General features: G+C 43.3%; 15 protein-coding genes. 14 read left to right on the forward strand and 1 reads right to left on the reverse strand.

From position 1 onward, the window contains the following. Positions 1-20: 20 nt before the first annotated feature. From H509_RS27305 to H509_RS0118625, 8 genes are all read left to right on the forward strand, one after another. Positions 21-4,223: an S-layer homology domain-containing protein gene (locus tag H509_RS27305; RefSeq protein WP_245596167.1), complete on the forward strand. Its 4,203-nt coding sequence runs from the start codon at positions 21-23 to the stop codon at positions 4,221-4,223. A 251-nt stretch (positions 4,224-4,474) separates the two neighbouring features. Continuing rightward, entirely contained in the window at positions 4,475-5,767 is a 1,293-nt protein-coding gene (locus H509_RS0118595) for a sensor histidine kinase (RefSeq protein WP_028546409.1), read from the forward strand. Next, complete coding sequence (locus H509_RS0118600; RefSeq protein ID WP_028546410.1) at positions 5,745-6,665, forward strand: response regulator; 921 nt, start codon at positions 5,745-5,747, stop codon at positions 6,663-6,665. The genes H509_RS0118595 and H509_RS0118600 overlap by 23 nt, the downstream gene beginning before the upstream one ends. A gap of 257 nt (positions 6,666-6,922) precedes the next feature. After that, positions 6,923-7,819: an ETX/MTX2 family pore-forming toxin gene (locus tag H509_RS25890; protein ID WP_051287347.1), complete on the forward strand. Its 897-nt coding sequence runs from the start codon at positions 6,923-6,925 to the stop codon at positions 7,817-7,819. Positions 7,820-8,091: 272 nt separating this feature from the next. After that, positions 8,092-8,712: a DsbA family oxidoreductase gene (locus H509_RS0118610; protein WP_028546411.1), complete on the forward strand. Its 621-nt coding sequence runs from the start codon at positions 8,092-8,094 to the stop codon at positions 8,710-8,712. A gap of 24 nt (positions 8,713-8,736) precedes the next feature. Beyond that, positions 8,737-9,339, forward strand: coding sequence for a nitroreductase family protein (locus H509_RS0118615; protein ID WP_028546412.1), 603 nt, complete (start codon positions 8,737-8,739; stop codon positions 9,337-9,339). 323 nt (positions 9,340-9,662) lie between these two features. Next, on the forward strand, positions 9,663-10,235 hold the full coding sequence (locus H509_RS25895) for a PadR family transcriptional regulator (RefSeq protein ID WP_036697755.1): 573 nt from the start codon (positions 9,663-9,665) through the stop codon (positions 10,233-10,235). After that, the gene (locus tag H509_RS0118625; protein ID WP_028546413.1) at positions 10,219-11,199 is read left to right on the forward strand and encodes a BtrH N-terminal domain-containing protein; all 981 of its coding nucleotides are present in this window, start codon (positions 10,219-10,221) and stop codon (positions 11,197-11,199) included. Before H509_RS25895 ends, H509_RS0118625 begins: the two co-directional genes overlap by 17 nt. Before the next feature lie 127 nt (positions 11,200-11,326). On the opposite strand, the gene H509_RS25900 is transcribed toward H509_RS0118625, so the two are convergent. Continuing rightward, positions 11,327-12,076 carry a cupin domain-containing protein gene (locus tag H509_RS25900; RefSeq protein WP_051287349.1) on the reverse strand — a complete coding sequence of 250 codons (750 nt, stop codon included), beginning with the start codon at positions 12,074-12,076 and terminating at the stop codon, positions 11,327-11,329. 167 nt (positions 12,077-12,243) lie between these two features. On the opposite strand from H509_RS25900, the gene H509_RS0118635 reads away from it, so the two are divergent. From H509_RS0118635 to H509_RS0118655, 6 genes are all read left to right on the forward strand, one after another. Next, entirely contained in the window at positions 12,244-12,801 is a 558-nt protein-coding gene (locus H509_RS0118635; protein ID WP_028546414.1) for a GNAT family N-acetyltransferase, read from the forward strand. Between the two features lie 91 nt (positions 12,802-12,892). Then, on the forward strand, positions 12,893-13,015 hold the full coding sequence (locus tag H509_RS28645; protein ID WP_281169753.1) for a hypothetical protein: 123 nt from the start codon (positions 12,893-12,895) through the stop codon (positions 13,013-13,015). Between the two features lie 372 nt (positions 13,016-13,387). Further along, complete coding sequence (locus H509_RS0118640; RefSeq protein WP_028546415.1) at positions 13,388-14,737, forward strand: glycosyltransferase family 2 protein; 1,350 nt, start codon at positions 13,388-13,390, stop codon at positions 14,735-14,737. 18 nt (positions 14,738-14,755) lie between these two features. After that, positions 14,756-15,856 carry an acyltransferase gene (locus H509_RS0118645; RefSeq protein WP_028546416.1) on the forward strand — a complete coding sequence of 367 codons (1,101 nt, stop codon included), beginning with the start codon at positions 14,756-14,758 and terminating at the stop codon, positions 15,854-15,856. A gap of 7 nt (positions 15,857-15,863) precedes the next feature. Beyond that, the gene (locus H509_RS0118650; protein ID WP_028546417.1) at positions 15,864-17,003 is read left to right on the forward strand and encodes a glycoside hydrolase family 18 protein; all 1,140 of its coding nucleotides are present in this window, start codon (positions 15,864-15,866) and stop codon (positions 17,001-17,003) included. Positions 17,004-17,099: 96 nt separating this feature from the next. Then, positions 17,100-17,699 (forward strand): nitroreductase family protein, encoded by a 600-nt coding sequence (locus H509_RS0118655; RefSeq protein ID WP_028546418.1) that lies wholly within the window; start codon positions 17,100-17,102, stop codon positions 17,697-17,699. Positions 17,700-17,714 lie beyond the last annotated feature (15 nt).

The following is a 17,714-nucleotide window of genomic DNA, read 5'->3' on the forward strand; positions in this document are numbered from 1 at the left end:
GGTGAACAGACGTGAATCACATGAAGAGAAGGTGGCCTTTCTTGCTGCTGGCGCTAGCGATTGCACTAAGCTCTATTCCAATGGGGGCGAGCGTTCAAGCACAAGAGAGTAAAGGGAACGAAGGAAAGGCAGCGGTAGAGCTTGTAAGTGCAGGTTCGCACTGGAGCTACAGCGACGAAGGCATTGACCACAGTCAGGCGATGAAGCAGGCTGCTTACGATTATTCGTCCTGGAAATTGGGCCTTGCTCCATTTGGGTACAAGGAAAAGAACGGCGTCGTAACTAACGAGGTAGCTCCAGATTCGATATTCGATAAAGTGGCTACAACGATCAGCTTTGGCGGGAATGCTAAAAATAAGTATACGACAACGTATTTCAGCAAAGTCATTACAATGGATGAGGTTCGTGACTATGCTTCTTTCGAAGCTACTTTTGGTGTGGATGACGGCTATGTTTTTTATGTCAATGGTGCGGAAATTATCCGCGGTGGCATGCCAGATGGTGAGGTAACGTATGAAACGTTGTCTACCTCCTCCAAGGATAAGCCGGTCATTTATAAAGCGGATGTAAGCGCAAAGCTTAAAGCCTCATTGAAAAAAGGGAACAATACGTTGACCGTTGAGCTACATAATCAAAGCCTTACTAGCTCGGATCTTTACTTTGATATGATGCTGACGGCCGTTCCTGCATTGAAACCGCTGCCGCTTGTCACACCAAGCTCACTTTGGAGTTACAATGATGAGGGGATCGATCATAGTCGGACGGTTACGGACGTTACCTATGATTATTCGACCTGGAAGAGCGGTCTTGCTCCATTTGGCTATAAAGAAAAAAATGGTGCGGCTACGGATGACGTAATGCCGGATAGCGTGTTTGGCAAAGTGTCCACAGTTGTGGATTTCGGTCAAGACCGTAAAAACAAGCGTACGACCAGCTATTTCAGCAAAACGATAACGATTGCTGAGTTGCGTGGTTATGGATCATTTGAAAGTGTGTTTGGCGCTGACGACGGCTTTGTTTTTTATGTTAATGGTGTTGAGGTGTTTCGCGGCGGGATGCCGGAGGGACCCGTAACGTATGCAACGTTGGCCACTTCCAATAAAGATAGGCCAGTGATTTATACGCCAGATTTGAATGAGGCATTAAAAAAATGGTTGCGCCCAGGTCCAAATGTATTAACGATCGAGCTTCACAACCAGAGTCTGTCCAGCTCTGACTTGTATTTTGACATGAAGCTGACTGCAATGCCTGAGCAAGATAGCAATGGTGGTGGACCAGGAGGTGGCACGAATCCTGGTGGGAGCAATGGTGGAAATACTGGCAATGAAGGGCAAGGCATTGTTTTGTTATCTAAAGATTTAAATTGGAAATATTTAGATGATGGTTCGAACCAAGGAACAGCTTGGCGGGCAACGAGCTACAATGACTCGGGTTGGGCTTCAGCTCGTGGGCCGTTCGGGTATCCAGCAGACGAATCAACGTCCGCCTTTGGCAGCATTCAGCAGGTGATTAGTTATGGCCAGGATGCTAAGAAGAAGCATCCGACCGCATATTTCCGAACGGCGATGGACGTAAATAACTTGTCAGCATACAACAAGATTGTCGGACAATTTGGGATCGATGATGGTGTTATTCTGTATGTGAATGGGACGGAAGTTTATCGATTCAACATGCCTGCGGGAGTGGCTGACTACGAGACTTTCAGTGCTACAACGCTAGGCAGCCCTACGACGGAAACAGCAGATTTGACCCAACCGCTTAAGGGTGTGCTAAAAGAAGGGCGTAATGTGGTGGCTGCGGAGGTTCATCAACGAAGCGGCAGCAGCTCCGATTTGTATTGGGCGATGCAGTTGATCGCCAATCCTAAGGACGAGGGTCCGGGGACTTCGGGCAATCTGCTTCCAACGGCGGTGACGATGACCTTTAATGGTGATCCGAGTACAGCTCAAGGCTTTGCTTGGTATACCGATCCGAAGGTAAAAGGAACGAAGCTGGAAATTGCCCCAACAGCTTTTGTGACAGGGTTAACGCTGCCAGCGGGACATACGATGACATTTGAAGGAGCATCTATGGACGTTCAAGTGTATCAGTCACGTGCAGATAAAAGTGCAGGCAAACGTACAGTGTACGCAAGTCACAAAGTGTTGGCTCAAGGTTTGCAGCCAAATACTACCTACAGCTACCGAGTAGGTGACGGGCAAGATGGACACTGGAGTGGTATCCGTACCTTTACAACGGCAAAGCCAAGTGATGAAGCATTTACCTTTCTATATACAACAGATCCGCAAGGAACGACGGAGTCTGAATATGTCACATGGAATCATACGTTGGAGGAAGGGATAAAGAAGTTCCCTAAATCCCGTTTTATCACAGTTACAGGTGATTTAGTTGATCATGGGGACATTGAGGATCAGTGGATGTGGATGTTAAATAAGCCACAGTCCATATTTACAGAAGTACCGTTAGTACCTACAGTGGGCAACCATGAGAGTAAGCTGAACAATAATTTTTGGTATCATTTTAACTTGCCTAATATTTCCTACACAGGCGCCAAACCAGACGGATCGGTTTATGCTTTTGATTACGGTGCGGCTCACTTTATGGTCATTAATACGGAATATAATGAAGTAAAAGATGTTGATGTAGTGTACAAAAAGCAGGAAGAGTGGCTGCGTAAGGAGGCGGCAAAGAGCAACCAGAAGTGGAAGATCGTGATGTTCCACAAGTCCCCTTATTCTGTTGCAAGCCATACAAATGACAGCGATACCCTTTTCTTTCGTAATAAGCTGACATCGTTGTTTGACGAGCTTGGCATTGATGTTGTATTGAGTGGGCACGATCACACCTATACACGGACATATCCAATGTATAACCATGAGCCGCAGAAGAATACGGCTTCGGATGGAGACGGAAGTTTGCTTAATCCGCAAGGCACTTTGTACTTGGTGAGCAATGCAGCAGGAGATAAGCGCTATACACCAAAGCAGGGACCGTTTCCGTTTGCTGAAAAATACGGTCAGCCGAATAAGGAAATGTTTACAGGGGTAGTTGTGACCGCGGACAAAATTTCTTTTGATGTATACACAACGACAGAAACGGGCTCAACTGATCGTTATGATCAATTCAGCATTAAGAAGACAACAGCTAAGCCGAACAATGTCCGTGAGGCAAAGCTTGGAGCCATTCAAAATGGCGCGGCTACGTTGTCTTGGCTTGCCCCCGCGGGTGGGCGAGAAATTACAAATTATCGAATTTATGAGAAGAATGATCAGCTTGGACCAAACTGGACCGTGCAAGTGCGGCCTGAGCAGGGCAAAGGTTCTTACAGTTATAAAGCTCAAGGGCTCGATGCAGCTAAAAGCTATCAATTTGTTATTAAAGCCGTTAGCGGCAAAGACAATGCCGATGGTTTTGTAGCTGCATTAAGTAATAGCGGTGCTGGCAATAACGATGGTAGCTGCAACGGTAACGGGAGCAACGACGGAAATGGTAATGGAAGTGGGGGCAGCACCGGTGGGAATGCTGGAAGTGGCACGGGTGCAGGTTCAAGCACGGGTTCAAATACAGGTTCAAGCACAGGCCATTCCGGCGGCACGAACGGCAGCCAACAGGACGGTTCTAAAAACGGCAGTGCTAGCAGCGAGCAAAGTACGGGCAGCGGCAGCACTGGAGGTGGGAAGACATCCCCTACATGGTCTGATATTAATGGCCACTGGGCAGAGAACGCAGTTCGTGAAGGTGTGAATCGTGGTTTTGTGACAGGTTATGCGGATGGTACATTTAAGCCGAATAAGCAAATAACTCGAGCAGAACTAGTTGTGATGTTAGTAAGAGCTCTGCAACGGTCAGGCAACGGTACAACACGAACCTTTGCGGACCAAGACCAGATTCCACAGTGGGCATTACAAGCGATTAGGCAAGGAGTTGAATTGGGGTGGGTGTCTGGTTATGCCAATAACACCTTCCAGCCTAATCGTTCCTTAACTAGAACCGAATTGGCAGTCCTTATTGTAAGGGCAGCAGGGCTTGAGCCCAAACCTCTAGCGAAGCTCCACTTTGCTGATGCCAAGCAAATTCCAGCTTGGGCAGTGCCATATGTGGCAGCAGCAGTGGAAGCGGGCTACATCAGCGGGGTTAGCGGCAATCGATTTGACCCCCAGACGCATGCGACTCGCGCCGAGGCTGTCAGCTTAATTGTTGGCCTTCTAGCGCGTAACAATTGATCCGTTTAAGCACGTCATAGCAGGTTCTCCCAGACCAACTGGGAGAACCTTTTTATATTTATGCTCTGTAACTGACAGCTTGCCTCAAATATGTCTGTCTGTTTCTCTTACGCAGCTTATGAGTCAAGGGGAGGTATACAAGCTGCTTCGTTACAAAAAGAAGGATTCACGCGACAACATGCACTCTTTTCCAGTAGGATAAATGAAGAGGGAATAGGAGGATCTCAGGTGGAAAGGAGAAGCAAATCAAAATGCGAGACTATAGATGGTTTATTTGGTTTATCATTCTATTGTCGACAGGACTGCTCGGAGAGGCAAAAATCACTCCGTTTGGAGGCGAATTTCGATTTTCGCTTGGCATTATGGCATATTTTTTCGGTATGTTATGGTTTTCCGTGCCTGTGCTTGTAACGGGCATTTCGGCCGGAGTATTTGTCGTTTCATTCCGCATTGCAATGGATGGGACGTTGCAGGGTATCCCCTTGGATGCAGGGCTTCTCCATCATTTACCCGTATTTTTTTATTATGTGACGTTTTCGGCAGTCATTTCGCTGCTCAAGATCAAAGCAAACGTTGAATATCACCTGAAAGTTGCTTTTTTTGGCGCCTTTGCAGATATGGCATCGAATGGTACAGAACTGTTAATCCGAATTGCATCTGGTGAAACTGCTCGTGTGACGTATCAGGAGATTATGCTCATTATTTTAGTTGGTTTGCTTCGTAGTTTTTTTGTCGTAGGTTTGTGCAACATGTTGGCTATTCGGCAAGTAAGAGCGCTAGGAGAACAGAGACGCTTGGAATTGGAACGACTCATGATGATAAATTCAGATTTGTTCGCTGAATCGTTTTATTTGAAAAAATCGATGTCTCATATTGAAGAAATTACACGTGAAAGCTACCAGTTGTACAAATCTTTAAAACAGGTGCACTACCCGAATGCGGCCCAGGCTTTACATATTGCGCAGCATGTACATGAAGTCAAAAAAGATTCGGAACGAATTTTATCCGGCTTATTTAAAATCATCCAGCAGGAACGTATGCTATCAAAGCGTATTGCAATTGCAGATTTATGTGCAATGGTCGCTCGTACTAATGTTAACTACAGCTTACTGCTCGGAAAACTTATCGAAATTGAAGTGCGTACAGACACCATCTTGTCCACAACTGAGATTTATCCGCTGCTGTCTGTTCTGAACAATATCGTTTCTAATGCGGTAGAAGCCATTACACAACAAGGTCAAATTCAGCTAGTGGGCGAGCTTTGCGACGATTACTTTCGATTTGCCGTTACGGACGATGGCCCGGGTATAGCAGTTGGTGATAGGGACATGATTTTTCATCCTGGCTTTACGACTAAATTTGATGCGGCGGGAAACGCATCAACAGGTATTGGGCTGTCCCACGCGGCTGATATCGTGCGCTTGCTTGGGGGCGAGCTTACCGTGTGCAGCGATACAACTGTCACATGCTTTGAAGTACGGATTCCTGTAGGACGATTAGCACAACGGGAGGGTGTTGAAGGTGCTCAAATTTTATGTGGTTGAAGACGATCCAGCCGTTCGTAAAATGTTATCACGCATCGTTGCCGAAAGCGGCTTGGGTGAGGTTATGGGTGAAGCCGAAGATGGATCTTGTGCGTCAATTATAGCCGTACAAGCTGCGGACGTAGTAATTATCGACCTGTTAATGCCAGGCCGTGACGGGATTGAAACCGTCAAAGCGCTGCGAGAAGCGCACTACGGGGGTAGATTTATTATGATTTCCCAAGTGGAGAACAAGGAAATGATAGGTGAGGCTTACCAGCAAGGAGTGGATACGTTTATCCAGAAGCCTATTAATCGCTTGGAAGTAGTAGCTGTGCTGCGACGGGTGTCTGATCATCTCTTGCTAGAGAAATCGATGCAGACGATTCGTAACTCGCTTCGCTTGTTGGATGTACCAGGGGATGCAGCTGTGCATTCGGGCACGCACTTGCAGCAGCAGAGCTCGATTGAGCAGCAAGCGCGTACTTTGCTGCTGCAATTAGGAATTGCTGGGGAGACGGGTACTTCTGATCTCATTCGTATTATGAAGTGGCTAAAAACACAGGAGCAAGCGCAGCAACTTCTGCCTGACTTACCGCCACTCAAAACCATCTATGCACACGTAGCGAAGGGTAGTCTGCAACAGCCCGAGGCAAACATGCAAAAGGTTGTGCGAGCCTTGGAACAGAGAATCCGGCGCTTAGTTATGCAAGCGCTTACTCATTTATCGTCCTTAGGTTTAAACGATTATGGTCATCCAACATTTGAATACTATGCTTCACGGTTATTTGACTTTCAGGAAGTACGCCTTCGCATGAGAGAGCTTGAGGAACAGCGTAAATCATCTGCTGCTAAATTAAACCTTAGAAAGTTTTTGTATGTACTTTATGTAGAATGTTGTTCCGCAAGTGACACTTAACTTGATCATTGATCGCCAGTTCATTTCCTCGATGTTGTTTACCCACTTACATGTCCACTCTCCAAGCTTATTATGTTTCCCTTTGCAAGGCCTTATTTTTATTCTCTTGTATAACGTTTTTGCGACGCCAAAGCTGCTGCGTAGCGTGTATAAAGCTGCATAAATTAATTACGGACTACATAAGGTGGAACAGTGATGGTATTGGAACCATGCATCGTAAAATGGGAACAGCAATACCGATAAAGGAGATTGAGAACATGAAAAAGATAATGAGTCTGTTACTTGTATTTATAATGAGTGCTGCGACTGTAGCTAACATTTCAACTCCAACCGTCGAAGCTGTAGAACAAAAAAACAGTGCTATTGTCAGTATCTCCAACAAAATCGACACGATGTTAAAAAGTGATCCTTCGTGGGGCGATTATTTTGTTAAACATACGGTGGAAGAAGCTATTTTACATGGAAGCAATATTGAAGGTACGACGATTTCTAATGTTGAAACATTAACGGTAGGTGATACCTTTTTAACGAATCAGACATCACAGGAACAAACGCTCACCTCAAGTTCATTTGAATATGAATTTCTGGAAACGACGAGTACAACTAATACGACCGGTTGGACATTTGGTTATGAGTATAATGCCTCTCTAAGTGTACTTGTCGCAACAGCCTCACACACCTTCCGCGTCGACTATGATATGTCTACCTCACAGACCAAAGAAAAGTCCATCACAAGAACGTTGATTGTACCGCCCCAGAATGTGAATGTCCCGGCAGGAAAAACGTATCGCGTAAACTATGTATTTGATAAATTGATTGTTTCGGGAAGAAACAGTTTGTTAGCGGACATATTTGGACTATCCTTTTACAGCATTTTTTGGGATTACCCTGAATCGATCGGAATTGCGATCAACTATGCTAGTGATAAACAAGGATTAATTCATGTTGAACGAGAGGATCGTCCAATATTTGATAAATTACGTCATGGAGTAAGAGCAGAGGGAGAAGGGCGCTTCATTACAGAATATGGTACTCGGCTATACGTAACAGTTGATGATGTGACGAACCCCAACAAGCCTACTCTAGTGGAAACACGAATTGTAAATAACACACCTCCGAATCGGTGGTCACAAATAAAACCGATTTACAAGTAGGTTCAGTAGTTCATGCAGGAATGAAACAAGCCGCCTCGATTAAGGGGCGGCTTATATGATGTGGCCGGAAAAATCCTCTCCAACATATGAATTTGAATTAAACACCCTAAAAGTAAGTAAATTATTTTATTGAAGTAACAAAGAAAAGGTTGACTTGTCAATGTGATGTAACTATAATGGTTACATCAGGGTCGTCACCACATAATAGCAACAATCGTATGCATCATATTGATTTGATGAAGATCAATTGCAGCTAGAAAGGCGAGGAGAAGATGACTTTAACAATTAAAGTTTATTCTGACTTTATATGTCCATTCTGTTTCCTGGGCAAAGGCCCGTTAGATGAAATAGTAAAGGAAAAGGACATCGAGGTAGAGTGGATGCCATTTGAATTAAGACGTAGTCCGCAGCCAAAGATCGATCCGTGGCAAGAACCTGACAAGCTGAGCTCTTGGGATTCTTATATTCTCCCGACTGCGAAGAAGTTTGGTGTTGAGATGCGGTTGCCGCGCCTATCGCCGCATCCGTATACACATTTGGCTTTTGAAGGTTGTCTATTTGCGAAGGAACACGGAAAAGGAAATGAATTTCACCACAGAGTGTTTACGGCCTTTTTCCAAGAAGAGCAAAATATCGAGGACGTTGAAGTATTAACGAACTTGGCAGGGGATGTCGGACTTCCCCAGGAGCAGTTTAGAGAAGCATTGGAGTCGCGTAAGTACCATGAAGCGCATCAGGCTGCTTTGCAGCATGCGTATGAAGAAGCTCGTATTAACGCCGTACCAACGTTTGTAATAGGTAATGAAGTGGTTAAAGGAATGGCCAGCAAGGAAAGATTGGCGACTATCATTGATCGCGAGCTAGCCAAAGCTAATACAAACGTCAACATATAATATAACTATTTGGAGGTTGTTTACATGTCAGCTGCTACAACTTATTTAAAGGATGCTTTAATTAACCGTCGTTCCGTTCGTAAAGTAGGAAAAAGTGCTTCCATTACAAAAGAAAAAATTCAAGAAGTGATCCAAACGGCTTTGCATGCACCGACTTCTTTTAATATGCAAAGTGGTCGTATCGTAGTTCTGATGGATGGCGAACATGAGAAGTTGTGGGATATCGTAAAAGAAACGCTGCGTTCCCGTGTTCCGGCTGAAAACTTCGAAGCGACAGTTGAACGGTTGGCAGGCTTCCGTGAGGGTGCAGGTACCATTTTGTTCTTTGAGAACCAAGAAACGATCCGTACAATGCAGGAGAAAGCCCCTTCCTACAAAGACCAGTTTCCATTCTGGTCACATCAAGGCAGTGCAATGCTCCAGTATGCAGTGTGGTTAACGTTGTCCGCAGAAGGAATCGGTGCCTCTATTCAGCACTACAATCCTATCATCGATGAAGAAGTAAAGAACGTGTGGAACATTTCGCAGGACTGGAGCTTGGTTGCACAAATGCCATTTGGCGAAGCGAAGGAACAGGCTGGAGAGAAAGCATTCTTGCCGTCTGAAGATGTTGTGAAGTTTTTCTAACACACGTGGTGTCACTGGTTAAACGTGTGTGGAAATTGTATCGATTATAAATGCATGATGTATGTTGTAACATCAATAAAGGGTCGAGCGAACATGCTCGGCCCTTTATTGATGGATACAATCAGCTAGGTACAAAAAAGATCCGTATGATCAGTCGATACTGCGAGCTCAATTGTCGCCTCAAGACTCGTACAGTCGGAAGTTCGTCAGTTCCTGATTTGAACATTCTTAAGCTGTAGTTTTCCTGCATATTCGGTTATTGAATTTATATTTCACCTATGTTATATTGCAAATGTGAAATATTTTGGAAAAGGAGTTTCTCTATGCATACATTATCGAATGTTGAATTCATGCTCCTGCAAATGATCGCGGAACTTAGTCAAGCTTCCGGATACGATATGATGAAGTTAGTCGAGCAGCGAGGCTATAAAGAATGGGCGAATATCGGTACAACTTCGATATATGCGGGATTGAAGAAACTTAGCGATAAAGGATGGATCTCACCTGAGACATCCGACGAGAAATTCGGCAAGGGGCCAACGCCGACCCGATTTTCCCTCACCGAAGAGGGTATACGTAAGCTGAGAAATGAAATTATGGATAGTCTGTCGTCTACACGGGAACGTGACAACCGCTTCGATCTCGGTTTGGCCGCTTTGCCCCATATTGGGAAGGAAGAGGCTGTCCTTGCTTTACGAAAGCGACTGGATTTCCTTGGTGAACTCTCCATAAAAATAAGACAGAAGTACGAATCACAAGGTGGAGCTAGCTTGCCGCTGAACGTAAGGGCGTTGTTCTTGCATCCAGTCAGCTTAATCGAGAGTGAGCAAGCGTTCGTTAGCCGTTTAATACATGAATTATTGGAGGAGGCAAGTAGGCATGGTCAAATTAATTGAAGGTTTCATTCCTTATCAAGGTGAACATTGCGAAACAACCGCTATTGGTAATTTAATGCAACATACGGGGGTTCGCCTGTCTGAGCCGATGTTGTTCGGACTCGGACAAGGGCTTGGATTCATATACTGGGATTCGAAAGGGATGGACTTCCCCTTCATCGGAGGAAGGGTAAAACCGGATAAACTGACCGCTAATCTTGCCGAACGGCTCGGCTTAAACGTTAAATATCAAGAAACCTCTTCCGTCAATAAGGCGTGGCAGAACGTCCGAAGCAGCATCGAAAATGGCATTCCGATTGGACTTAAGTTAGATGCCTATTACTTGGATTATTTTAAGAACAAAATACACTTCGCTGGTCACTATGCGGTACTTTATGGTATAGATGACGAATACGCCTACTTAGCGGACACTAGACAACAGGGTGGACTGGTGAAGACGCGTTTGACAAGCTTAGCTGCTGCTAGAAATGCAAAGGGACCCATGAGCTCCCGAAATCGTTCCTTTACGATCGAGCCAAACGACACATTGCTTCCGCTTGTACCTGCAATACGCGAATCTTTGAGGATGAATGCGCATGACTATTTGAACCCGCCCATTCGAAATGTTGGCTATAAAGGCATCGTTAAAATGAGCAATGAAATTTTGAAGTGGCCTTCTCACAGCAATAATTTCGAACATGATTTATGTCTTACCGCGACGCTAATGGAGCGGGCGGGAACCGGCGGTGCTTTATTTCGGAATTTGTATCGGGATTATTTGAGAGAGTGTGCTGATCGGCTTGAGGACTCAAAAATTGAACAAGCCCATTGCATGTTTACAGAGATCGCTCCAATGTGGGTTAGCGTCTCTACTTCAATCGATCATGCAGGAAGAACAGGTGAGTACCAAGAACTCGTACATGCGTCTAAGCTGTTGCTCGAGATTGCGGATAAAGAACGTGCTGCCATGGAGTTATTGTTGTGAGCCTTACACTTACATTGAAGGAAATCATTCCTTTTGTCACGCATGCTTTCACCAGTGTCAGCTTAAGCACCTCACGAGGGTGCTTTTTTTCTTGCCATATTTGGGGGAATAAAACAAAATACCGCGATTAACGCGGTATGTAATGACTCAACGTTCTTGTCATCGGATATTGATGGTGGGGACAGGGCTGATAAAGGCTTTGATAATTGTAGTGTGGCTGCGGAAGGGCTGCTTGCGGATGTTGCGGTTGGTGCAACTGCTGCTGCCTTTGTGAGGGATGGAGATGCGCATGCGATTGCAAGTATGCCCGCTGCTCATCATGGTGCTGCCCATTTGCTCCAACAGGCCGCATACAGTTGGCGGGAGGGCCAATAACTACTGTTTTTGTGATCGGCTGGAGTGCAGAAGCTATTTGCTCTTCATTTAAACAATAAGTATGAGCGAACACTTCTTTCGGCGTAAAGCGGAGCACATCGGAGCCAAATACAACCGTTGGTGCAGGCTGATCAAATATGGCAAGTGCATGTGTTTGATCTGTTAATGCTGTTTCCCAATGCCACCACCCTTTAGGAATGTTTACGACCTGACCGGGCTTCAGACGATAATGCAGCACTTGATTAGTAAAACCATTGAGTATGCCAATAAATAGTTCGCCAGATATCGTATATACTAATTCAGCTTCGCTAGGATGCCAGTGGGGTTCAATGGTTTGTCCCTCGCTGAGAAAAATGTCAAGTAAAGATACATTTTCCAGGGAAGATAATTGTACATTGGACAATACATTAATGTAGTTATTATCGTCTTTTTTAAAAAAGGAGCTGCTGTTTACATCATAAGACAAATTTAAAGAGGGGGACTGAAAATCTGGGTTCGTCATGGTGATCATACGCCCTTTCCGAAAGTTATATCGTGTTTGCGGCACAGAACATTGTATGCGAACGCCTACTTGGGGGTGAGCATCTCCGTTTGGCCGCATGAAAGTTAGCCGCTAGTTATGGTAAGATATGAGTATATCTAATATTACATAGTCGGGAGGAATCAAATATGATCAGAGCAGCAAAGCCAGAGGATAGTAAACATATTATTCCCCTTATGATGGAAGCGATTGGTACAATTGCATTTGATTTGTCGGGTACAGAAAACAAGGAAAAGACGGCGGACATCCTGGAACAGTATTTTATACGATCGGACAATCGGCTAAGCTGGGACAATAGTATCGTATGGGAGCAAGATGGAGTACCGCTTGGTTACGCATTATTTTATGAGGGCAGCAATGTAATCACATTAGACAAGCCGTTGGAAGCACGCTTATCTGAATTGCGTGGGGAGCCTGTTCAGCTTGTCAAGGAAGCGCTGCCAGGGGAATTTTATTTGGATTCACTAGCGGTAGATGCCTCGCAGCGCGGGCAAGGCATTGGCAAGCAGCTTATGGCTGCCTTTGAGGATGAAGCCAAAACACGAGGTTTAGCGAAAGCGTCCTTACTCGTAAATGTGGCGAATATTAGAGCGAAGCAGTTGTATGAAGCACAGGGGTATGAGGGAGATGGCCTTGTGATCACGATTGCTGGTGAAGACTATGAACATATGGTAAAAAAAGTATAAAATTCAACAGTTATCTTTGAGTGAAAGAGGTCTGCTGCTAACGCGGTAGACCTTTTTTGCTACAAACGCGCCCTGTTTTTAGAGAGGTTTTATGAAAAAGGCAGTAAATTTTTATGATAAAAAATCAAATGATGAGTTAATTTCTGAAAGGGCTGAAAAACGTATCAATTGGAAGAGTAAACCTGATAAATGGCAATGTATTCGTTTTCTTTAAAATTAGAGCGGTTTTACTTTTCGACGTAAAATGCGATATTTTGTAAGTAGAAATTATAGACTACCATAATTACACAGAGAGTAGGTGCATGCATCAGAACATCTGAATTTATGCATATATGTCGGCTACATGATACGCATAAATACCTGTCCAGATCCCCCAGTTTCAGATCCATTTTTATTAATCTCTCGTAAGTGTCTTCTTCATTCAGTTCATTACATTTCCTGTTGTTCAAGATCTAATCTCATCATAATTGTTATACACACAAACGGGGATATCGATATCTTTTGTGTGTTCTTTGATCATATGAACAACACCTTATTTTGTTATGCCAAAGAGCAGTAGATAGAGAAGAAGGAGTGAGTGAGTACCATGCAATACTTTTTGTATTTAACGACGATTGTGTTCCTTGTCTTTCAGCTTCTTTATACGGTCATTCCACTTTTGTTCAGTAAAGTAAAAAAGTTAGATGAAACGTTTGATGAAAAATCGATTTCCGTGCTTGTTCCAGCTTACAATGAGGAGCTAACGATCAAAAATTGTATAGATGCGATGGAGGGCTTGAACTATCAAAATCATGAGATCATTATCATTAACGATGGTTCTAAGGACAGCACTCTTTCCAAATTAGAAGAGCTATTAGAATTAGTGCCGGACAACAGAAAGCCGGATAAGAAGCTTACATACAAATCTATTAAAGGAATTTACCGATCACAATTGTATCCGCACATATTTGTGATCGATAAGCATAACGGCGGCAAAGCAGATTCGCTTAATGCAGGTATTGACTGTGCCAATGCGGACATTGTTATTACGTTGGATGCAGACAGCATGCTAGAAGTGAATTCTTTAAAATATGTTAATCAATACTTTCATGATGAAGCGATTATCGCACTTGGTGGAACCGTTAAAATTGTGCAAGGCGCTGAACGTAAAGATGGCGTCATCGTTGAGAAATTTAAAGGTAAAGGACTTATTAAAAGTCAAATTATTAATTACGTCCACGGGTTTTATGTCCGCAAGCTTACGCAATCTTTTTTTAACTCCATTGTAGTAATTTCCGGCGCGTTCGGAGCCTTCTATAAAGATATTCTAGTCGAGGTAAATGGTTTCAGAAGCACCGTTGGCGAGGATATCGATATAACGCTCAAAATCCATAAATATATGAAAGCCAACAAGCTAAAAAAGAAACTGGTGTATGCGCCTGAAGCTGTATGCTATACAGAATGCCCTGAAAATCTTAAAAACTTCTACAAACAACGTATTCGTTGGCAAAAAGCATTTGTCGATTGCATTTTGATCTACTGGTCGAAGCTGTCGCAAAAGTTCACGGTCGGTGTAAGTTTATTTTTTGCCATTGACGGCTTTATTTTAGGAACGTTCACCGCATTTACCACGATATTTTATATTATTCAAGCATTGCTCTCAGGCGACAATCTGATGCAGGCTTTAATTTTGTTCCTCGTCACATTAGTTGTAAATGCAGTTCAAATCATCATTTCACTTTACCTATGCAAAAAATACGGCAGTAACTATTCCTTTTTCGACTATGTCAAAATGTTTTTGTTCAGTCAATACGAGCTGCTCACGTATCGTAATATCCTGTTGTACATTAACATCGTGGGTACGTTTAAATACTTTGACAATGATGAAGGCTGGGGCTTTGTGGAACGTAAAGGTGTCGCAAGCATTAGCCAGAACGTAGCAGCTAGTTCTCAATAAGTTATTCAGGGGGCAACTATGAACAGCATATTTCAAAATAAACGTATCGTATATGTGGATATCCTTCGTATTTTATCGATCGCAGCCGTCATTATTCTTCACATTACGGCTGATCTGCTGACTCGCACTAACGATTTTAATACGGGCTCCTGGTGGATTAGCAATTTGTTTAATTCCGTATCCCGTTTTGCGGTACCTGTGTTTTTTATGATAAGCGGTGCGATGATTTTGCGTGTTGAGATCAAGTCCTATAAAGATTTCTATATCAAGCGAGTTGTACCCCTGCTCATCCCTTTGTTTACCTGGTCACTAATTTATGATCTATATAACCAGTATTATATTCTTAAAAGCAACATGGGCATTGGCGAATTTATAGTGGACTTTGGGTATCGATTATTGACGGATCGAAACTATGTACATTTATGGTTTTTATACGCCATTATCGCTATTTATGCAACGGTTCCTCTGATTAGTAAATTAGTTAAAGTCTGCTCGCAAAAGGACATTCGTTATTATTTATTGTTATGGTTTATTGTGAGTGTGGTGTACCGGTTTATTTCAGATGTCGTGTTCCGACTGACCGATCAGTACATTAATATTCCGATTTTAAATATTCCTTTCTTTACGGGATTCCTAGGCTATTTCATTTTAGGTTATTACTTGTTTAATTTTGATCTTCCAGATAAATGGAAAAATATACTATATAATCTAGGTATCGTATCCTTTTTCTTGACTCCAGTAGCGACTTATTTTGCTTCCCTCCACAGCGGAGTGTTGGATGAGATGTTCTACGGCAACTATTCTATTACAACTTTCTTTATGGCTGTGGGCATGTTTGTTTTCTTCAAAGAGAAGGAGCCCGCGATTAGTGAAAAAACAAATCATAAAGTGAAAAAGATGATCAGCTCGTTATCCAAAGCAAGCTTTAGCATCTACCTCATTCATTTGTTGGTTGATCTTCTAGTATCGCGCAGAGTGGAAGTGGAGGCTACGATGCTTCAGACGAGTACAAGCCTTATTTTTAACATCTTTGCGATATTCTCAATTAGTTATGTGACAGTTAAAGTATTAAATCTGAATAAATTCATAACACAAATATTATTTGGTGGAAGAGGGTAGAGCAACGATGAAAATAAGTATATACACCAAGGCTTTTGTAGCTCTGCTGCTGGTAGGAATGGGAATTTATTTTTTTCAAATTGCCAATGCGGAAGAAAAGAAAGTAACCACGGTCTATATAGAAGCGTGGCGTGATCCGAAGGATGTTCATTTGACACAAAAAAATGTAGATATCGCCTTTGTAGCCTTTGCAAAGATTGACGGCACTAATCTTTATTTTCATAAGGACGTTACAGCCAACAATCAGATCAAGGAGAATATTAAGCAGCTAAAAGCTAATAATCAAGGTACTAAAATGGTGCTTGCGGTTGGTGGTTATGGTGTAGATGGGTTCTCTGATGCGGCAATGGACGGCAATCGCTATTTATTCACCGAAAATATAATAAGCATGGTAAAAGAATTGGATTTGGACGGTGTAGATATCGATTGGGAGTATCCTGCATTTGATGCTTGGAAAACACAAAAAGCTCGCCCTGAAGATACTAAAAACTTTACAAGTCTAATGAGAGAACTTCGCGAAAAACTCAATCGACTGCCGCATAAAAATAAGTCAAAATACTTGTTAACCTTTGCGTCGGGTACACAGGATTGGTATTTTAAAAATGTAGAAGTTAAGCAAGTAGAAAAGTACGTGGATTACATTAATGTGATGAGCTACGACATGACAGGACGCTGGTCGGATACGACAGGCTTTAATTCCAATTTGTACATCGACAAGCAAAATAAATCAAAGCTCAGTATTGATAAGGTCATCACCAAATACTTAGAGCACGATATTGACAGCAAGAAGCTGTTACTGGGTGTGCCGGCTTATTCATATGGTTGGAAAGGTGTCAAGAGTAAGAAAGACGGACTGTTCGAGTTGGGCAAGCCGATTGATATCGTCAAAACAGATCTCAGCTACAAAACGCTCATGGAAAAGTATATGAACAAAAAAGGATTCAAACGTTACTTTGACGAGAAGGCACAAGCTGCTTATTTGTACAATGGTGATATATTTATCAGTTATGAGGATAAAGAAGCGCTGAAGGCCAAAGTGGCCTATATCAAGCAGAAAGATCTCGCAGGAGCAATGGTGTGGGAATATTCACAGGATGCTGACGATGGAATTGTGAGATATTTGTCCGAAAACCTGAACAAAGAATAATGGTTTAGAAGCCGGAAATTTTGGTTATATATACAGCAGGATGGACATGCTAAGTTATTGGAACGCCTATGCAAAGCATAAAAGGAGCGATAACCAATGAGTAACGATTTCTTGGCTGCGGTCAAACAAAGACGAACGTTCTATGCCATCAGTAAAGAAACAACCGTGAGCGACGAGCGGATTGAGGCGCTTGTAGGAGAAGCAGTCTTACATACTCCTTCCTCTTTTAACTCGCAAAGTGCAAGAGTAGTTGTCCTGCTAAAGGAACAGCATGATAAGTTGTGGGATCTGACAACTGAGACGCTGCGCAAGATCGTGCCAGCAGACAACTTCGGTCCGACGGCAGACAAGATGAAGGGGTTCCGCAGTGGCTATGGAACCGTACTTTTTTTTGAAGATCAGGCTGTCATCCAATCTTTGCAGGAGAAATTTGCCGCTTATAGTGACAACTTCCCGATTTGGTCACAGCAATCGTCAGGGATGCTGCAATTTGTCGTATGGACAGCACTAGAGCAAGAAGGACTCGGTGCTTCGCTTCAACACTACAATCCTTTAATAGATGAGCAAGTCCGTCAGGAGTGGGGTCTTCCATCAGATTGGAAATTAATCGCGCAGATGCCATTTGGTCAGCCGGCAGCACAGCCAGGCGATAAGGCATTTCAACCGTTGGAAAGCCGCTTAAAGTTGTTTAAATAAGAACAGACTGCTCTT

It is taken from the genome of Paenibacillus taiwanensis DSM 18679, from assembly GCF_000425125.1.
GTDB lineage: Bacteria > Bacillota > Bacilli > Paenibacillales > Paenibacillaceae > Paenibacillus_B > Paenibacillus_B taiwanensis.

Excerpts from the sequence above, each read along its gene's own strand:
- H509_RS0118650 (WP_028546417.1), top strand. The coding sequence starts at position 15,864 with ATGAAAATAAGTATATACACCAAGGCTTTTGTAGCTCTGCTGCTGGTA.
- H509_RS25895 (WP_036697755.1), top strand. The coding sequence starts at position 9,663 with ATGCATACATTATCGAATGTTGAATTCATGCTCCTGCAAATGATCGCG.
- H509_RS28645 (WP_281169753.1), top strand. The coding sequence starts at position 12,893 with ATGAAAAAGGCAGTAAATTTTTATGATAAAAAATCAAATGATGAGTTA.
- H509_RS0118595 (WP_028546409.1), top strand. The coding sequence starts at position 4,475 with ATGCGAGACTATAGATGGTTTATTTGGTTTATCATTCTATTGTCGACA.
- H509_RS0118610 (WP_028546411.1), top strand. The coding sequence starts at position 8,092 with ATGACTTTAACAATTAAAGTTTATTCTGACTTTATATGTCCATTCTGT.
- H509_RS0118615 (WP_028546412.1), top strand. The coding sequence starts at position 8,737 with ATGTCAGCTGCTACAACTTATTTAAAGGATGCTTTAATTAACCGTCGT.
- H509_RS0118640 (WP_028546415.1), top strand. The coding sequence starts at position 13,388 with ATGCAATACTTTTTGTATTTAACGACGATTGTGTTCCTTGTCTTTCAG.
- H509_RS0118635 (WP_028546414.1), top strand. The coding sequence starts at position 12,244 with ATGATCAGAGCAGCAAAGCCAGAGGATAGTAAACATATTATTCCCCTT.
- H509_RS0118645 (WP_028546416.1), top strand. The coding sequence starts at position 14,756 with ATGAACAGCATATTTCAAAATAAACGTATCGTATATGTGGATATCCTT.
- H509_RS25900 (WP_051287349.1), bottom strand. The coding sequence starts at position 12,076 with ATGACGAACCCAGATTTTCAGTCCCCCTCTTTAAATTTGTCTTATGAT.
- H509_RS0118655 (WP_028546418.1), top strand. The coding sequence starts at position 17,100 with ATGAGTAACGATTTCTTGGCTGCGGTCAAACAAAGACGAACGTTCTAT.
- H509_RS25890 (WP_051287347.1), top strand. The coding sequence starts at position 6,923 with ATGAAAAAGATAATGAGTCTGTTACTTGTATTTATAATGAGTGCTGCG.
- H509_RS0118625 (WP_028546413.1), top strand. The coding sequence starts at position 10,219 with ATGGTCAAATTAATTGAAGGTTTCATTCCTTATCAAGGTGAACATTGC.
- H509_RS27305 (WP_245596167.1), top strand. The coding sequence starts at position 21 with ATGAAGAGAAGGTGGCCTTTCTTGCTGCTGGCGCTAGCGATTGCACTA.